Source organism: Nonomuraea sp. IBHARD001 (genome assembly GCF_056106265.1).
This window is the reverse complement of sequence record NZ_JBWBBW010000002.1, coordinates 373,357-390,608: the sequence shown is the minus strand read 5'-3', so window position 1 is coordinate 390,608 and position 17,252 is coordinate 373,357. Positions and strand designations below refer to the sequence as shown.

General features: G+C 70.1%; 17 protein-coding genes. 8 read left to right on the top strand and 9 right to left on the bottom strand.

The genetic code is table 11. The annotated features are described in order from the left end of the window. Positions 1-9: 9 nt before the first annotated feature. The 7 genes from ACTWNK_RS03905 to ACTWNK_RS03875 all read right to left on the bottom strand — a co-directional run bounded on the left by ACTWNK_RS03905 (position 10) and on the right by ACTWNK_RS03875 (position 7,055). Positions 10-1,194, bottom strand: a complete 1,185-nt coding sequence (locus tag ACTWNK_RS03905; RefSeq protein WP_474302123.1) for an ABC transporter permease — start codon at positions 1,192-1,194, stop codon at positions 10-12. Continuing rightward, positions 1,181-1,909: an ABC transporter ATP-binding protein gene (locus ACTWNK_RS03900; protein WP_474302122.1), complete on the bottom strand. Its 729-nt coding sequence runs from the start codon at positions 1,907-1,909 to the stop codon at positions 1,181-1,183. Before ACTWNK_RS03900 ends, ACTWNK_RS03905 begins: the two co-directional genes overlap by 14 nt. Then, complete coding sequence (locus ACTWNK_RS03895) at positions 1,906-3,294, bottom strand: efflux RND transporter periplasmic adaptor subunit (protein ID WP_474302121.1); 1,389 nt, start codon at positions 3,292-3,294, stop codon at positions 1,906-1,908. The genes ACTWNK_RS03900 and ACTWNK_RS03895 overlap by 4 nt, the downstream gene beginning before the upstream one ends. 62 nt (positions 3,295-3,356) lie before the next feature. Beyond that, the gene (locus tag ACTWNK_RS03890; RefSeq protein ID WP_474302120.1) at positions 3,357-4,595 is read right to left on the bottom strand and encodes an MFS transporter; all 1,239 of its coding nucleotides are present in this window, start codon (positions 4,593-4,595) and stop codon (positions 3,357-3,359) included. Positions 4,596-4,619: 24 nt separating this feature from the next. Next, positions 4,620-5,228: a TetR/AcrR family transcriptional regulator gene (locus tag ACTWNK_RS03885; RefSeq protein WP_474302119.1), complete on the bottom strand. Its 609-nt coding sequence runs from the start codon at positions 5,226-5,228 to the stop codon at positions 4,620-4,622. 85 nt (positions 5,229-5,313) lie between these two features. Further along, positions 5,314-6,108 carry a pyrroline-5-carboxylate reductase gene (gene proC, locus ACTWNK_RS03880; RefSeq protein WP_474302118.1) on the bottom strand — a complete coding sequence of 265 codons (795 nt, stop codon included), beginning with the start codon at positions 6,106-6,108 and terminating at the stop codon, positions 5,314-5,316. Between the two features lie 59 nt (positions 6,109-6,167). After that, entirely contained in the window at positions 6,168-7,055 is an 888-nt protein-coding gene (locus ACTWNK_RS03875) for a proline dehydrogenase family protein (RefSeq protein WP_474302117.1), read from the bottom strand. A 106-nt stretch (positions 7,056-7,161) separates the two neighbouring features. On the opposite strand from ACTWNK_RS03875, the gene ACTWNK_RS03870 reads away from it, so the two are divergent. From ACTWNK_RS03870 to ACTWNK_RS03840, 7 genes are all read left to right on the top strand, one after another. Continuing rightward, the gene (locus ACTWNK_RS03870) at positions 7,162-7,611 is read left to right on the top strand and encodes a hypothetical protein (protein ID WP_474302116.1); all 450 of its coding nucleotides are present in this window, start codon (positions 7,162-7,164) and stop codon (positions 7,609-7,611) included. A gap of 196 nt (positions 7,612-7,807) precedes the next feature. Then, positions 7,808-9,685, top strand: a complete 1,878-nt coding sequence (dnaK, locus tag ACTWNK_RS03865; RefSeq protein ID WP_474302115.1) for a molecular chaperone DnaK — start codon at positions 7,808-7,810, stop codon at positions 9,683-9,685. A 32-nt stretch (positions 9,686-9,717) separates the two neighbouring features. Further along, positions 9,718-10,314: a nucleotide exchange factor GrpE gene (grpE, locus tag ACTWNK_RS03860; RefSeq protein ID WP_474302114.1), complete on the top strand. Its 597-nt coding sequence runs from the start codon at positions 9,718-9,720 to the stop codon at positions 10,312-10,314. 31 nt (positions 10,315-10,345) lie between these two features. After that, the gene (dnaJ, locus tag ACTWNK_RS03855; protein WP_474302113.1) at positions 10,346-11,530 is read left to right on the top strand and encodes a molecular chaperone DnaJ; all 1,185 of its coding nucleotides are present in this window, start codon (positions 10,346-10,348) and stop codon (positions 11,528-11,530) included. A 4-nt stretch (positions 11,531-11,534) separates the two neighbouring features. Further along, positions 11,535-11,885 (top strand): heat shock protein transcriptional repressor HspR, encoded by a 351-nt coding sequence (locus tag ACTWNK_RS03850; RefSeq protein WP_474302112.1) that lies wholly within the window; start codon positions 11,535-11,537, stop codon positions 11,883-11,885. Between the two features lie 3 nt (positions 11,886-11,888). Next, positions 11,889-14,468 carry an ATP-dependent chaperone ClpB gene (clpB, locus tag ACTWNK_RS03845; protein ID WP_474302111.1) on the top strand — a complete coding sequence of 860 codons (2,580 nt, stop codon included), beginning with the start codon at positions 11,889-11,891 and terminating at the stop codon, positions 14,466-14,468. A 131-nt stretch (positions 14,469-14,599) separates the two neighbouring features. Beyond that, a complete protein-coding gene (locus tag ACTWNK_RS03840) occupies positions 14,600-15,280 on the top strand; it encodes a hypothetical protein (protein WP_474302110.1) in 681 nt (226 codons plus the stop codon). A 211-nt stretch (positions 15,281-15,491) separates the two neighbouring features. On the opposite strand, the gene ACTWNK_RS03835 is transcribed toward ACTWNK_RS03840, so the two are convergent. After that, entirely contained in the window at positions 15,492-16,022 is a 531-nt protein-coding gene (locus ACTWNK_RS03835; RefSeq protein ID WP_474302109.1) for a hypothetical protein, read from the bottom strand. 171 nt (positions 16,023-16,193) lie between these two features. Between ACTWNK_RS03835 and ACTWNK_RS03830 the strand changes: the two genes are divergently transcribed. Then, positions 16,194-16,550 (top strand): hypothetical protein, encoded by a 357-nt coding sequence (locus ACTWNK_RS03830; RefSeq protein ID WP_474302108.1) that lies wholly within the window; start codon positions 16,194-16,196, stop codon positions 16,548-16,550. A gap of 61 nt (positions 16,551-16,611) precedes the next feature. Here the strand turns inward: ACTWNK_RS03830 and ACTWNK_RS03825 are convergent, their stop codons facing one another. Continuing rightward, the gene (locus ACTWNK_RS03825) at positions 16,612-17,244 is read right to left on the bottom strand and encodes a TetR/AcrR family transcriptional regulator (protein WP_474302107.1); all 633 of its coding nucleotides are present in this window, start codon (positions 17,242-17,244) and stop codon (positions 16,612-16,614) included. Positions 17,245-17,252 lie beyond the last annotated feature (8 nt).

Below are 17,252 nucleotides of genomic sequence, written 5' to 3'. Positions count from 1 at the left end.
GACGGCCGCTCACTCGGCCCGCAGCGCGATCACCGGGTCCAGCCGCCCGGCGCGGCGGGCCGGTTGCACGCCGAAGAAGACGCCGACCGCCACCGACACCCCGAACGCCAGCGCCACCGACCACCAGGTGATCGCGGCGGGCACCGGCGACAGGGTGTCGATGAGCAGCGAGGCCGAGACGCCGAGTGCGATGCCCGTCACCCCGCCCACGGTGGTCAGCAGCACCGCCTCGATGAGGAATTGGGTCAGCACGTCGCGCTGCCGCGCCCCGAGCGCCTTGCGCAGACCGATCTCCCGGGTCCGCTCCCGCACGCTGACCAGCATGATGTTGGACACCCCGACCCCGCCGACCAGCAGCGAGATCCCGGCGATGGCGGCCAGGACACCGGTCAGCATGTCGAGCACACTGCCGATCGTGCCGAGCAGCTGGGTCTGCGTGACGGCCGAGAACCGCTCGCCCGGGTACCTCTCGCCCAGCGCCGCGACCACCTTGGCCTGCAGCGGCTCGATCTCGTCCGGCCCGGAGGCGCCGATCGCGATGCCGTTGATCCTCGGCGCGCCGATCAGCCGCTGCGCGGTCGTCACCGGCAGGTGGATCTCCTGGTCCCGTGCCACGCCGAACGTGGCGCCGACGGTCGCGTAGACGCCGATGACGCGGAAACGCGCTCCGGAGATCGACACCTGCCTGCCGAGCGGGTCCACGTCGCCGAACAGCCGATCGGCCACCTCGGCGCCGAGTATCGCGACCCTGCGCCTGGTGTCGACGTCGGTCTCGCTGAGGTTGCGGCCGCGCTCCAGAGGGCGGTTGAAGATGTTGGGCAGGTTCTGGTCGGTGCCGACGACCGTGACGAAGACCTCGGTCCTGCCGACCCTGACGGTCTCGCCCGAGTTCACACTGACCGTCACCTTGCCCGGGTCGCCGACCACACGCCTGACGAAGGCCGCGTCGGCCAGCTGCAGCCTGCTCTGGGTGGGCGCGGCGCCGACGCCGATCTGGCCGGGCACGACGAGGATGATGTTGCTGCCGAGCCCGGCGATCTCGCTCTCGACCGCGTTCTTGGCCCCGGTGCCGACCGCGACGAGCACGACGACGGCCGAGACGCCGATGATGACGCCGAGCATGGTCAGCAGGCTGCGCAGCCGGTTGACCCGCAGCGCCTCCAACGCCATGAAGAACGCCTCACGCCCCCGCATCACGGCCCTCCTGTCCTCGTCCTGGGTCGTCCCCGGTGTCGAGTTCGATGAGCCCGTCGCGGACGTGGATCTGCCGTCTGGCGTGCGCGGCCACCTCGGGCTCGTGCGTGACCAGGACGACGGCCACACCGCGCTCGCTGTTGAGCCGGTCGAGTATGGCCATGACCTCGCCGCCGTTGCGCGTGTCGAGGTTGCCCGTCGGCTCGTCGGCCAGGAGCACGGCGGGCTCGCCGACCAGGGCCCTGGCGATGGCGACGCGCTGCTGCTCGCCGCCCGACATCTGCGACGGCCGATGGTCGAGCCGATGCCCGAGCCCGACGGCCGTCAGCGCCTGCCTGGCCCGCTCGCGCCTCTCGGCCCTGCCGACGCCCCTGTAGACGAGCGGCAGCGCCACATTGTCCAGCGCGGAGGTACGCCCGAGCAGGTGGAAGGACTGGAACACGAACCCGATCGTCCGGTTGCGCAGCTCGGCGAGCGCCGTGTCCGACAGTCCGGCCATCTCCACGCCGTTGACCCTGAGCACGCCGGTCGTGGGCCGGTCCAGGCAGCCCAGCAGGTGCATGAGCGTCGACTTGCCCGATCCCGAAGGGCCGATGATCGCCACGAACTCGCCCTGCCCGATCCTCAGCGTCACTCCACGCAGCGCCTCGACCGACACCCCTTCGAGCTGGTAGGCCCGCGTCAGGTCCACGGCCTCCAGCGCGGCGGGCGTCATGGGATCGACTGTCCCTGCCGTACGGAGTCGGCGCCCTTGGCGACCACGACGTCGCCGACCGCGACACCGCTCAGCGCCTGGACCATGGACTCGCCCTGCGCCCCGAGCTTGACGACTCTGCGCTGGGCCTTGCCGCCCGCGACGACCCAGACGACGCTGTCACGGCCGCTGGTGACGATGGCCGATGCGGGCACGGCCACGGCGTCGGGCGCGTCGCGCACGGTGAGACGTACGACGGCGCTCATCCCCGGTTTGGGCCTGGGCGCCTCGCCGCCGTCGTCGAAGCGGCCGGGGCCGAGTTCGAGCTGGGCCGGGTAGCTGACCCCGCCCGTGCTCGTCTCCATGGGCGTGACGCCGACGCCGGTGACCTCGGCCGTGTAGGTGGCGCCCGGCACGGCGTCGAGCTCGACCTGGGCGGGTGTGCCGCGTTCGACGAGCAGGACGTCGGTCTCGTCGATGTCGGCGGACAGCGTGAGCCTGGACACATCGGTGACGGTGACGATGGCGTCGCCCGCCGAGACCGGCACGCCGATCGCGACCGCGCCGCCGCCGGAGGAGGAGCCGCCGCCCGAAGGCAGCGCCGGCGCCTGCGCTCCGCCGGGCAGCTGGCCGAGCAGGCCGCTGAGGGGGTTCGCCCCGCCCGGCGAGCCGCCTGACCTGCCGAGCGTGACGACGCCGGAGAACGGCGCCTTGATGGTGAGCGACTTCACCATCGTCCGCGCCGCCTTGACCGTGGCCTTGGCCTGGGTACGCGAGGCGGCCTGCAGCGAGGTCATCGACGAGGTGAGCCCGCCGAGCCCGCTGGTGAGCTGGCCGGTGAGGCTGGACAGCACCCCGTTGACCGAACGGCTGAGGCTCGCGGTGATCTGCGAGAGCGCCTGACGCTGGCTCTCGTGCTGGGCCGCGGCCATGTCGAGCGCGGCGAGCACCTGTTTGCGCGCCGCCGGGTCGTCGATGCGCCTGGCCGTACGGCGGGCGTCGGCGAAGTGGGCGCGGATCTTGGCGTCGAGCCGGCGCGTGTCGGGTTTCGGCAGCGTGAGGCTCGGCGCGGCGAAGGCGGCGCGCGGTGTGGTCGAGGAGGTGAGGGCGGCGGCCTTGCGGGCCTGCTTGAGCTGGTCCTCGGCCTGGGGTGAGCCGATCCTGGCCAGCAGCTGGCCCTTCTTGACCTGGTCGCCGTCACGGACGTAGAGCTTGGCCAGGGTGCCCTGCGCCGGGGAGCGCAGGGTGGCGGTGGCCCGTGCGCCGATGGTGGCGGGCGCTTCGACGATCTCGACGATCGCCGTCCTGCCCACCTCGGCGGTCTGGACCTTGGATGGCTCCTCGGCCGAACAGCCGGTGAGCGCGAGCACGACGATCAGCGGTGGGAGGCCGCGACGTAACGTCACCCGACCCATCGTAAAGACCGGGTCATGCGCCCGTGTGCCGAACCCCGTGCCAACGGCGCTTCCTACACCGTCTGGTGTTCCTCGCGCACCGGCACGCGGCCGGGCGTGCTCCTGCCGAGTCGCCGGATGGGCGCGATCACCAGCAGCAACGTGCATCCGGCCGCCGCGACCACGCCCGCGAACGTCAGCACCTGCGCCGCGCCGACCACGCCCGCGACCGGTCCGGCGAGCGCCTGCCCGATGGGCACCGCCATCGTGGAGCCGCCGATCTCGTAGGCGCTGACCCGGTTCAGCGCATCGGGGGCGACCATGGTCTGCACACTGGTGGCCCACATGACCGACCAGAACGCCCATCCGGCCCCGCCCAGCACGTGCGCCCCCATGATCGCGCCGAGCGGCAGGCCGAAGGCGATGCTGAGCGGCTCAAGGGCGAACAGGAACAGCGCCGTCGCACCCGCCGCCAGCGGCCTGGCCGGACGCAGCCGCATGGCCAGCAGCCCGCCGACGATGGTGCCCGCGCCACCGGCCGACAGCACCAGCCCGTACGCGGTCTGGCCGTGCGCGGCGGTGACGAGTTCGGAGCCGAGCGGGATCATGGGCCCGAACAGCGTGATGCCGAACGCCACCCAGATGAGGATCACGCTCCACATCCACGTACGCGAGCGGAACTCCACCCAGCCCTCGCGCAGCCTGCGCACCATGGGCTCGTTCTCCGAGGCGCTGCGCGCGATCCTGACCCGCATGAGCAGCAGGCAGAGCGCGCTGACCAGGAACCCGGCCGCGTCGACGGCGAACACGACGCCCACACCGGCGAGCCCGACCAGCGCCCCGCCGAGCCCCGGCCCGACCAGCTGCATGATCGACTCCGACACCCGCATGGTGGCGTTGGCCCGCTGCACATCAGTGACGATCTTGGGTACGGTGCCCGCCACGCCCGGCAGGTACATCGCGGTCGCCGCGCCCGACACCGCCGACAGCAGGAGGATCTCCCACAGCCCCGGCCTGCCCGTGACGAACAGCACGGCGGTGACGCCCTGGCTCACGGCTCTGACCAGGTCGGCCCCGACCATCATCCGGCGCGGTGTGAACCTGTCCATGAAAACGCCGCCGAACAGGATGAGCCCGGCCATCGGCGCCATCCAGGCGGCCAGCGCCAGGCCGACCCCCGTGGAGCCGTACCCGGCCCCGTGCATGCCCAGCGCCGTGGCGACGGGCATCATCCCGGCGCCCAGCATCGAGACGGTACGAGCGGTGAAGAAGAGGGTGAAGTCTCGGGACCAGACGGCGGGGGGTGCACTCACAGCCCGAAATGGTAAGCCTTGGTATCAAAGCGGCGGCGACAGCCCCGCCAGCAGCGCGCCCAGGACCAGCTCGAACGCCTCTTCGTCCACAGCCTGTGGATCGACCAGCCCCATCGTGTGCACGAGCCTCGGATGCCTGACGCCGAGCTCGGCCGGAAGGTTGAGCAGCCCGGTGAACGGCGTGATCGACGAGCCGAGCACCAGATGGTCGACGGCCAGAATGATCTTCAGGGCCGCCTCGTCCGACCACCCCGCCTCCACCAGCCGCTCCAGCGTGCGCTCGTAGCCGCGCGCCGCCCGCTCGGTGCGCACGTCACGCGAGGCGATGAGCGGCGTGGCCCTGGGATGGGCGGCATAGGCCCTTCGGTAGGAGCGCGCGAACGCCGTCAGCCCGCGCCGCCAGTCGGGATCGTCGAGCGCGTCGAGGTCGAGCTCCTCGTTGATCAGATCGGTGACGAGGTCGAGTATCTCCTCGCGCGAGGCCACGTGGTTGTACAACGACGAGGCCCGCACCCCCATCCGATCGGCGATGCGCCGCAGCGTCAGCGCATGCGCACCCTCCTGATCGATGATCGCCAGCGCGGTGGCTGCGATGGATGTACGGCTGAGCAGCGGCGTGCTCGGGCGCGGCACGTGGTCCCCCTCCGGTCGATCCCCAATTATTCGTGGAGCCGCACCCTTCCCACGCCGTGTTGTTCAGTCCTGTCCGGATCCGCGCTCAGCCGGCCGCCAGCTCACGCCCTCTGTCCCTGGCCGCCTCGATGGCGGCGAGGAAGGCGGCGCGCACACTGTGGCGTTCGAGCTCGGCGATGGCCGCGATCGTGGTGCCGCCAGGCGAGGTGACCGCCTCGCGCAGGATGACCGGGTGCTCCCCCGAGTCGCGCAGCATGATCGCCGCGCCCACGATCGACTGCGTGACCATGTCGAGCGCTGCCGCCCTCGGCATGCCCAGCAGGATCCCGGCGTCCACCATGGCCTCGACCAGGAAGAAGAAGTAGGCCGGGCCGCTGCCCGAGAGCGCGGTGGCGGCGTCCTGCTGCGACTCGGGGATGCGCAGCACCTTGCCGACCGGCCTGAGCAGGTCTTCGGTCAGCTTCAGGTGCTCCTCGCCCGCGTGCGCGCCCGCCGAGATGACGCTCATCGCCTCGTCGACCAGCACCGGCGTGTTGGACATCACGCGCACGACCGGCACGTCGTCGGCCAGGCGCTGCTCGACGAACGCGGTGGTGATGCCGGCCGCCGCCGAGATCACCAGCGTGCCCGACGGAACGTGCGCGCCGATCTCGGCCAGCAGGGTGCCCATGTCCTGCGGCTTGACGGCCAGGATGAGTGTACCCGCGCTCTTGGCCGCCTCGGCGTTGGAGACGACCTGGACGCCGTAGCGCTCACGCAGGGCCTGACCGCGCTCGGGGCGCCTGGCCGTGGCCATGATGTCGCCCGGCTTGAAACCGGCCCGCAGCAGCCCCGACATCAGGGCCTCGCCCATCTTGCCCGTGCCCAAAATCGCGATCATGACAGCACCTCACCCGCTACGTACCCGCTCGGTCCAGGGCTCGCATGGTATCCAGCCGCTCAGTCCCTGGAGGTCAGCGACCTCAGGAAGAAGACCAGGTTCGCGGGGCGCTCGGCCAGACGGCGCATCAGGTAGGGGTACCAGTCGGAGCCGTAGGGCACGTACACACGCACCTTGGCGCCGAGCCCGGCCAGGCGCTCCTGCTCGTCGGGGCGCACGCCGTACAACATCTGGAACTCGAAGGCGTCGGCGTCGCGGTCGTTGAGCACGGCCAGGGCCGAGGCGATCTCGATGAGCCTGGGGTCGTGGGTGGCGACCATCGGGTAGGCCGAGCCCGACATGAGGATCTTGAGGCAGCGGGCGAACGACCTGTCGATCGCGGCGGCCGAGGTGTGGGCGAGCGAGTCGGGCGCGGTGTAGGCGCCCTTGCACAGGCGCACGCGCGATCCGCCGAGCGAGCGGCAGGCGTCGGCGGCGTCGCGCAGGTAGGCCTGGACGACCACGCCGACGTCGGGGTGCTCCTTGCGCAGGGTCGCGTGCACCGAGAGCTGGGCGACGACCGTGTCGTGCTCCTCGGCGTCGAGCGTCACGGTGAGACCGGCGGCGCTCGCCGCCTCGCAGATCGTGGCCGCGTTGTCGAGTGCGAGCTGCTCCGACAGGCGCAGGCCGAGCGAGGTGAGCTTGACCGAGACGTCGGCGCCGGGCGGCAGCGTGCCCATGAGACGCAGGTAGGCGCGCACACCGTGCTCGGCCCTCGTCGCGTCGGTGATGTCCTCGCCGAGGTGGTCGACGGTGACGAGCAGCCCCTTGCCGGTCAGCTTGGCCACCACGGCCTCGACGTCCTGGGCGACATATCGCCTGACCACACCGCGGGTCAGCGGCGAGGAGGTGAGAAGGCGCTCGGCCCTTTCACTGCGCGAAACGGCAAGCAGAACGTCACGTAGCACGCCATTCAGCCTAACCGCAGCGCCCCGGCCCGCGCGGTGTCGCCGCGCCGACCTGCGCCCGAGGCGATCGGTGAACCGTCCACGGTGTCCCAGCCGTCGAAGGGGTATGCGAACTCTAGTCGCCGGATGTCTGCTTCTGACCGTGGGCTGCGCCGCCGCGCCCGCCGCCGTCGCGCAGCCTCTCCCCCAGCCAGCCGCCGTCGCACAGCCCGCCGTACAGCCCGCCGTTCACGAGGCGCAGACGGGCCCCAAGCCGGTCAGGCCGGTCGGCCACACGATCGGCGCGCGGAAAGTGACCTGGGTCAGCGCCAAGCCGCTGACGGGCAACACCCGCACGGTCCGCCTCAGGTGGTGGTCGGGCGTCGAGCCGTGCACCGTGCTCGACCGCGTGAAGGTCAAGGAGACGGCCAGGAAGGTCACGATCACCCTGTACGAGGGCACGGCGGCCACGGCGAAGGACGTCGCCTGCATCATGATCGCCGTGGAGAAGACCACCACGGTCAGGCTCGCCAAGCCGCTGGGCAAGCGCAAGCTGGTCGACGGGGCGAAGAAGTAGCCCACGTGCCTTGAGTACGTCCTTGGAACGACCTTGCTGACTGCTTCGTTCAGCGTGCGGGGTCTTTTGCCCGATTAGCCGGAATGCTTTCACGGCGATTGGGGTTGAGTCGGGTAGGCTCAAGTCGTTTGACAAAGCCTCCACCCGACCCTAGATTGAGTCTGACCGACTCAACTTTGACTACAAGGACGTACTCATGGCACGTGCGGTAGGTATCGACCTGGGGACGACCAACTCCGTCGTCTCGATCCTCGAGGGCGGTGAGCCCACCGTCATCGCCAATGCACAGGGCTCGCGGACCACGCCGTCCGTGGTCGCCTTCGCGAAGAACGGCGAGGTCCTGGTTGGCGAGGTCGCCAAGCGACAGGCCGTCACCAACGTCGAGCGGACCATCCGCTCCGTGAAGCGCGAGATGGGCACCGACTGGTCCGTCGAGATCGACGGCAAGAAGTTCTCGCCCCAGCAGATCAGCGCCTTCGTCCTGCAGAAGCTCAAGCAGGACGCCGAGGCCTACCTGGGCGAGAAGATCACCGACGCGGTGATCACCGTCCCGGCGTACTTCAACGACGCCCAGCGCCAGGCGACGCAGGAGGCGGGCACCATCGCCGGCCTCAACGTCCTGCGCATCATCAACGAGCCCACCGCCGCGGCCCTCGCCTACGGCCTCGACAAGGAGAAGGACGAGACCATCCTCGTCTTCGACCTCGGCGGCGGCACCTTCGACGTGTCCCTGCTCGACGTCGGCCAGGACGACGGTCACGGCTTCGTCGAGGTCAAGGCCACCTCCGGCGACAACCACCTCGGTGGCGACGACTGGGACCAGCGCGTCGTCGACGAGCTCGTCAACAGGTTCAAGAACGCGCACGGCGTCGACCTGGCCAAGGACAAGATGGCTCTGCAGCGCCTGCGCGAGGCCGCGGAGAAGGCCAAGATCGAGCTGTCCAGCCAGGCCGAGACCAGCATCAACCTGCCCTACATCACGGCTTCGGCCGAGGGCCCGCTGCACCTGGACGAGAAGCTCACCCGGGCCGAGTTCCAGCGCCTGACCGCCGACCTGCTCGAGCGGACCAAGGGTCCCTTCCACCAGGTCATCAAGGACGCCGGCATCAAGGTCTCCGACATCGCCCACGTGGTGCTCGTCGGCGGCTCGACCCGCATGCCCGCCGTCACCGAGCTCGTCAAGGAGCTGACCGGCGGCAAGGACCCCAACAAGGGCGTCAACCCGGACGAGGTCGTGGCCATCGGCGCCGCGCTCCAGGCCGGTGTGCTCAAGGGCGAGGTCAAGGACGTCCTGCTGCTCGACGTGACCCCGCTGTCGCTGGGCATCGAGACCAAGGGCGGGATCTTCACGAAGATCATCGAGCGCAACACCACGATCCCGACCAAGCGCTCCGAGGTCTTCACCACGGCCGAGGACAACCAGCCGTCGGTGCAGATCCAGGTCTACCAGGGCGAGCGTGAGATCGCCTCCTACAACAAGAAGCTGGCCACCTTCGAGCTGACCGGCATCGCCCCGGCGCCGCGCGGCATCCCGCAGATCGAGGTCACCTTCGACATCGACGCCAACGGCATCGTCAACGTCTCCGCCAAGGACCTCGGCACCGGCAAGGAGCAGACGATGACCATCACCGGCGGCTCCGCGCTGCCGAAGGACGACATCGAGCGCATGATGCGCGAGGCCGAGTCCTACGCCGACGAGGACAAGAAGCGCCGCGAGGAGGCCGAGGTCCGCAACAACGCGGACGCGCTGGTCTACCAGACGGAGAAGTTCGTCAACGACAACGACGACAAGATCCCTGGCGAGATCAAGACCGAGGTCAACGAGGCGCTGGCCGAGCTGAAGAAGGCGCTTGAGGGCACCGACACCGACGTGATCCGCACCTCGGCCGAGAAGCTCGCGACCGTCAGCCAGAAGATGGGCACCGCGATCTACGCCCAGAACCAGGGCGGCCCCGAGGGCGGCGCGGCTCCGGGCGGCGAGGCCCCCGGTGCGGGCGGCGAGAAGGGCGCCGACGACGACGTCGTCGAGGCCGAGATCGTCGACGACGAGCAGCCGAAGAAGGACGACAAGTAGGCCGCTCACGCGAATCGAGGGGAGCACGAACCGTGAACACGCGTGAGAACGGGCCGCACGAGGAGCCGGTGATCCGCGACAACCGGAAGATCGACCCGGAGACGGGCAAGGCGCGCACGGCCGAGCAGGCCGAGCCCGCCGCCCCCGCCCCGGAGCCCTCCGCCCAGGACGGCGACCTGCTCGCGCAGGTCGCCGAGCGGACGGCCGACCTTCAGCGGTTGCAGGCCGAGTACACCAACTACCGGCGCAGGGTCGAGCGTGACAGGCTCGCGGTCAAGGAGCAGGCCGTCGCAAGCGTGCTGACCGAGCTGCTGCCCGTGCTCGACGACATCGGAAGGGCACGCGACCACGGCGAGCTCACCGGCGGTTTCGCCAAGGTGAGCGAGCAGCTGGAGGCGGCCACGACCAAGCTCGGACTCGACTCCTTCGGCACCAAGGGCGATCCTTTCGACCCGACCGTGCACGAGGCGTTGATGCACAGCTACTCGTCCGACGTGACCGAGCCGACCTGCGTAGAGGTCTTCCAGCCCGGTTACCGGATCGGTGAGCGGATCCTGCGCCCGGCGCGGGTGGCCGTCGCCGAGCCCGAGGACGCGCCCGCGTCCGAGGGAAACCCCGCGTCAGAGTAAGACCAAGAGCAGACCCCCGAAAGGACCATAGATGAGCACCAAGGACTATCTGGAGAAGGACTACTACGCCGTCCTTGGTGTGCCCAAGTCCGCCAGCGCCGAAGAGATCAAGAAGGCCTACCGCAAGCTGGCCAGGCAGTATCACCCTGACGCCAATCAGGGCAGCCCGGAGAAGGAGACCAAGTTCAAGGAGGTCTCCGAGGCTTACGACATCCTGTCCGACACCAAGCGCCGCAAGGAGTACGACGAGGCGCGCACGCTGTTCGGATCGGGATTGGGCGCGCCCAGGGGGGGCGCGGGCGGTGGGGGCTTCCCGTTCGACTTCGGCGACCTGTTCGGTGGCACCAACAACCAGCAGAGCGGCGCGGGCGAGCGGATCGGCGACCTGTTCGGGGGTCTGTTCAACAGAGGCAACAGCGGCACGGGGGGCACGCGTTCGACGACGACGCGGCCCCGCCGTGGCCAGGACATCGAGTCCGAGGTCACCCTGTCGTTCACCGAGGCCGTCGAGGGCGCGACCGTCGCCCTGCGGCTGACCAGCTCGTCGGCGTGCACCGCGTGCTCGGGCACCGGCGCCAAGGCCGGCACCACGCCACGCGTCTGCCCGACGTGTGACGGCACCGGCGCGGCCAGCCGCAACCTGGGCAACTTCGCCTTCTCCGAGCCCTGCCGCGACTGCAAGGGCAGGGGTCTGCTCGTCGACGACCCGTGCCAGGTGTGCGAGGGCAGTGGCAGGGGCAAGAGCACCCGCACCATCAACGCGCGCATCCCGGCGGGAGTCGCCGACGGCCAGCGCGTCAAGCTCAAGGGCAAGGGCGCTCCGGGCGAGAACGGCGGTCCCGCGGGCGATCTCTACATCGTCACGCACGTCAAGCCGCACGCGGTGTTCGGCCGCACCGGCGACAACCTGACGATCACGGTCCCGGTGACGTTCACCGAGGCCGCGCTCGGCGCCGAGATCAAGGTCCCGGTGCTCAGGAGCCTGCCCGTCACCCTGCGCATCCCCGAGGGCACGCCCAACGGCCGCACCATGCGTGTGCGCGGTCGCGGCGTCACCCGCAAGGACGGCACCAAGGGCGACCTGCTGGTGACGGTCGAGGTCCTCGTCCCGCAGCACCTCGACGAGAAGTCGCGCGAGCTGCTCAACGAGTTCCGTGAAGCGAGCGCGGGCGAGGACCCGCGCGCCGACCTCATCCTGAAGGCCAGAAGCGAGTAAGCCGATGGACGCCAACTACTTCGATCTGTCCGACGACACTCCCGTCTACGTGATCTCGGTGGCGGCGCAACTGTCCGGCCTGCATCCGCAGACCCTGCGTCAGTACGACCGGCTGGGCCTGGTGAGCCCGGGCCGCACGGCGGGCCGCGGCCGCCTCTACTCCACCCGCGACATCGTCCAGCTGCGCGAGGTGCAGCGCCTGTCGCAGGAGGAGGGCATCAACCTGGCCGGGATCAAGCGGATCCTGGAGTTGGAGAACGAAGCCCTGCGGCTGCGCGAAGAGGTCCTTCGGCTGCGCGCCGAGATGTCGACGGTCAGAGCATTGATCAGATACGAGCTACCACCGGGGGTTTGACAGATGGACTACAAGCTGACGCAGAAGAGCCAGGAGGCTCTGTCGGGGGCCATGCGCCGAGCCGCTGCCGAAGGTAATCCTGAGATCGCCCCCGTCCACCTGCTGACCACCCTGCTCAACCAGACGGGCGGCACCGCCATACCTCTGCTTGAGGCTGTCGGGGCCGACTGGAAGGGGCTGCGTCAGCGGGCTGAGGAGCAGCTCGCGGCGCTGCCCAAGGCGCAGGGGTCGACGGTGGGGGCGCCGTCGAGCTCACGGCAGCTGCTGACCGTGATCAACACCGCGTCGCAGCGGGCCACCAGGCTCGGCGACGAGTACGTCTCGACCGAGCACCTGCTGGTGGGCCTGGCGGCCGACGGCGGTCCGGCGGCCGAGCTGCTGCGGTCACAGGGCGCCACGCCCGAGGCGCTGCTCGACGCGTTCGAGAAGGTGCGCGGCCATGCCAGGGTCACCAGCGCCACGCCCGAAGACACCTACCAGGCGCTGGAGAAGTACGGCGTCGACCTGACCGAGCGTGCCCGCAGCGGCAGGCTCGACCCCGTGATCGGCCGCGACTCCGAGATCCGCCGCGTCGTGCAGGTGCTCTCGCGCCGTACCAAGAACAACCCGGTGCTCATCGGCGAGCCCGGCGTGGGCAAGACCGCCGTCGTCGAGGGTCTGGCCCAGCGCATCGTGGCCGGCGACGTGCCCGAGTCGCTGAAGAACAAGCGGCTGATCTCGCTCGACCTCGGCGCGATGGTCGCGGGCGCGAAGTTCAGGGGCGAGTTCGAGGAGCGGCTCAAGGCCGTGCTCTCGGAGATCAAGGAGAGCGACGGCCAGGTCGTCACCTTCATCGACGAACTGCACACCGTGGTCGGCGCGGGCGCCGCCGAAGGCGCGATGGACGCCGGCAACATGCTCAAGCCGATGCTGGCCAGGGGCGAGCTGCGGATGATCGGCGCGACCACCCTCGACGAGTACCGCGAGCGCATCGAGAAGGACCCCGCGCTGGAGCGGCGTTTCCAGCAGGTCTACGTGGGCGAGCCGACCGTCGAGGACACGATCGCGATCCTGCGCGGGCTCAAGGGCCGCTACGAGGCCCACCACCAGGTCCAGATCGCCGACAGCTCCCTGGTCGCGGCGGCGGCGCTGTCCGACCGCTACATCACCAACAGGTTCCTGCCCGACAAGGCCATCGACCTGGTCGACGAGTCCGCCTCCCGGCTCCGGATGGAGATCGACTCGCGCCCGGTCGAGATCGACGAGCTGCAGCGCACGGTCGACCGGATGCGGATGGAGGAGCTGGCCATCGCCAAGGAGACCGACGAGGCCTCCCGCCAGCGCCTGGAACGGCTGCGCAAGGAGCTGGCCGACCGCCAGGAGGAGCTCAACGCCCTCGTCGGCCGCTGGGAGCACGAGAAGGCCGGGCTCAACAAGGTCGGCGAGCTGAAGAAGCAGCTCGACGAGGCGCGCGGCGCGGCCGAGCGGGCCCAGCGCGACGGCGACTTCGAGGCGGCCTCCCGCCTGATGTACGCCGACGTGCCCCGTCTCGAGCACGCGCTGCAGGAGGCCTCCAAGGCCGCCGTGCCCGAGGACGCCATGGTCAAGGAGGAGGTCGGGCCCGACGACATCGCCCAGGTGATCTCCTCGTGGACCGGCATCCCCGCGGGCAGGCTGCTGGAGGCCGAGACGACCAAACTGCTGCGCATGGAGGACGAACTCGGCAGGCGGCTCATCGGCCAGCACAAGGCCGTCGAGGCCGTATCCGACGCCGTGCGCAGGGCCAGGGCGGGCATCGCCGACCCGGATCGGCCGACCGGCTCGTTCCTGTTCCTCGGCCCGACCGGCGTGGGCAAGACGGAGCTGGCCAAGGCGCTGGCCGACTTCCTGTTCGACGACGAGCGTGCGATGACGCGCATCGACATGTCGGAGTACTCCGAGAAGCACAGCGTCGCCAGGCTCGTCGGCGCACCGCCCGGCTATGTCGGCTACGAGGAGGGCGGCCAGCTCACCGAGGCCGTGCGGCGCAGGCCGTACACCGTGGTGTTGCTGGATGAGGTGGAGAAGGCGCATCCCGAGGTGTTCGACATCCTGCTGCAGGTGCTCGACGACGGCCGGCTGACCGACGGGCAGGGGCGCACGGTCGACTTCCGCAACACGATCCTCATCCTGACCTCCAACATCGGCTCGCAGTTCCTGGTGGACCCGCAGTTGGAGAACGGCGCCAAGCGTGACGCGGTCATGACCGCCGTGCGCTCGTCGTTCAAGCCCGAGTTCCTCAACCGGCTCGACGACGTCATCGTGTTCGACGCCCTCGGCACCGAGGAGCTGGCCAGCATCGTCGACCTCCAGGTGGTCAAGCTGGCCGAACGGCTGGCCGACCGCCGCCTGGAGCTGACCGTGACCCCGGCGGCGCGCGACTGGCTGGCGATGACCGGCTACGACCCGATGTACGGCGCGCGTCCGCTGCGCAGGCTGGTGCAGTCGGCCATCGGCGACAAGCTGGCCAGGGCCGTGCTGTCGGGTCAGATCGTCGACGGCGACACGGTCGTGGTCGACCTAGACGAGGCGGGTGACACCCTGACGGTGCTGCCGAGCAGGTGAAGCGCCGTCCACGTGCGGCCGCCGAACAGGTAAGGCCATGGCCACGGCTCGGCCAAGCCACCGCGCGGCGGCTGCCCCGCTGACTAGCTTCAACGTTCGTCGGATCACCGAACATGATCAGGGGGACGTGTATGAACAACGCAGTCCGAAGCATCCTTGCGGTGGCCACCTTCACGGCTGGCGTGAGCTGGCTGGCCACCGGGCCCGCCTCCGCGCTCACCTGCAAGGACGACGTGAGCCTGCTCAAGGCGCCCAGCACCATCGCCTCTGTCTGCGACCAGGCGACCGACATCCAGGCGGTCGGGTCGATCAGCCGGATGTCGGTCCCGAAGGACAGCGGCCTGCTGAAGTCGGTCGAGCAGCTCGCCCAGCAGGCCGGCCTGCCCGGCATGTCGCGGGCGACCGCCGTGCTGAGCGTGGCGGACATGGGGGGCGTGGCGGCGGGGGCCGGCCTGCCCGCACTTCCGATCGGCGTGCCGGGCCTGGCCGGGCTCGCCGACGTCAGCAGGATGGCGTCCGCGCCCGACCTGCCCGGCCTGCCGAGTGTGCCCGGCCTGGTCGCCCTGCCTTCGGTGAAGGCCGTGCCCGGTCTGCCGGACGCCGCGGGCGCCCTGGGCTCGGGTTCGATGGAGCTGCCCGGTCACGGGCTTGAGCCGGTCGAGAAGAAGGTCGTCACGTCGCTGCCGGGCACGGCCGACGTGGTGAAGAAGGTGGAAGACGTCGTGCCGGTGCCGGTGGCCGTGCCCGAGGTGAACAGCAAGCAGGCTCCCGTGGGGATCGGCGGTCTGCTGACCGGTCTCGACCTCGGCTGACCTGCCTCGACCTCGACCGGCCTGCCGCAGACCAGCTGACCTGCCGCAGCCCCGTCGGGCCCGCCGCGCTCACGACCGCACCGTGAGCCGCAGGCGGGCCCCTGCCCCACCCCACGGATGCGGCGCGCCTCCCATCCGCGGCGCACCACCACAAGGGGACCGTGCTTGTCCGCACGGTCCCCTTCGTGCGTGCGACGGCGGACGCGCCGGGTCAGGTCACCTGGTGGTCGAGCTCGTCCTCCGGGAGGCCGAGGTCCACGCGGATGCGGTAGCGGGTGCGGAGCAGGGCCAGGTGGTCGGGGTCGTGCTCGTCACAGGTGAGCACGGCCTGCGTGGCCCACTCCAGGCCGGTCCGCAGGTCGCCGTATGCCACCAGCGTCTCCGCCACATTGTGCGCGGTGGCGGGCGAGACCAGGCCTTCCGACCTGATCGTCTCGATCACCTCACGCGCCTCGTCCGGCCGGTCGAGCTCGAAGAGTGTGTCGGCTATCCCCGCGCGCGGGTCGAATCCGGCGTCGCCGCCGTCCTCCACCGCGCGCTGGAAACACTCCAGAGCACGGGCCGGCTGTCCGGCTTGCCGCCACTCGTCGGCAGCCAGCACGAAGATCGACGCCCTGGACACGTCTCCCGAGGAGTAGTCGAGGGCGAGATCACCGAGCTGCCTGGCCAACGTGCCATGGTCGTCTGCCAGAAGAGCCTGCTCAAGCAACCGATCAAGGTGCTCACGGGTCACATGCGCCACACCGCCGAGACTACCGAGCAATGCTCTCCTTTGCCTGGACAATTCCCAGGGCCGTGATGGCACAGCTTGGGCAACGGTTTGTGCATGTCGTGACACACACCGCGTGTCCGTCCAGGCCAGGGGGCATATACCGGGCGCGGTAGCGACGACGTGGGGGGAGTGAGGCGGGCGATGTCACGACAACTGACCTTCACTCTGGCCTGTGCGGCCGTGCTCGCAACCGTCGTTCCCGGCACCGCGGGCTATCTTTCGGCCCGGATGGAAGCCGTGGAATCGGCCGAGCACGATCTCCGGATGTGGGAGTCACGGGTCAGGGCCGAGCTGGCCGCCGAGACCAGGCCGGTCTCGGTGCCGAAGCCGTGCGACTATCTCCCGCCGCCACCGCCGCCACCGATCGAGGCGTTCGAGCGCGAGGCCCGCGAGGCGAAACAGGCACGCGCGAAGAGAGCTCAGGGCCGCCCCGACGAACAGCAGCCCGTGGTGCCGCCCCTCGAATGGCTGCCCGCCGCGGTGACGCCCCCGCGGTGACGCCCTCCACAGCGACATCCCCCCGGTGACATCCCCGCGGTGACATCCACCCGGGTGGCGACTACAGGGTGATCGGCCTGCTCGGGCCGAGCTGGTGCGACAGGAAGCCCCTGATCAGCGTCTTGGCCGCCTCGATGATCTGCGGCTCGCCGCCTGGGTCCCTGCGGAAGGCCAGCTTGAGCACCGCGTCGCCGGCCTCGACCGCCACCAGGACGGCCAGGTCCAGCTCCTCGCTGTCGGCCAGGCCGTACTCCTCGAGCAGCAGCCCCCGCAACCGGCCGGCGATCACGGTGTTGTTGTCGGAGTCGGAGTCGAGCAGGTTGAGGTCGACCACGTCACCGAAGTGCAGGCTCTTGAAGCCGGGAACGCTTCGATGCATGTCGACGTATTCGTCGATGATCGCGTCGACGGCCTCCCACCAGCCCTTGTAGTCCTCCTCCAGGAATCTACGGCCGACGCGCGAGACGAAAAGCTCGACGTTGCGCCTGGTCAGTTCCTGGGTGATGGCTCGTTTGTCGGGAAAGAATTGGTAGACGGAGCCGATCGCGACCCCGGCTCGCTCGGCGATCCGCGTCGTCGACAGGGCCTCGTATCCGAGGTCGTCGAGCAACTCCGCGCAGGCGTCGAGCATGCGTTCGACGCGCTTGGCGCTGCGGCGCTGTGTGGGCTGGCGACGGAGAGGAGTTGTCTCCAAGCCGTCAG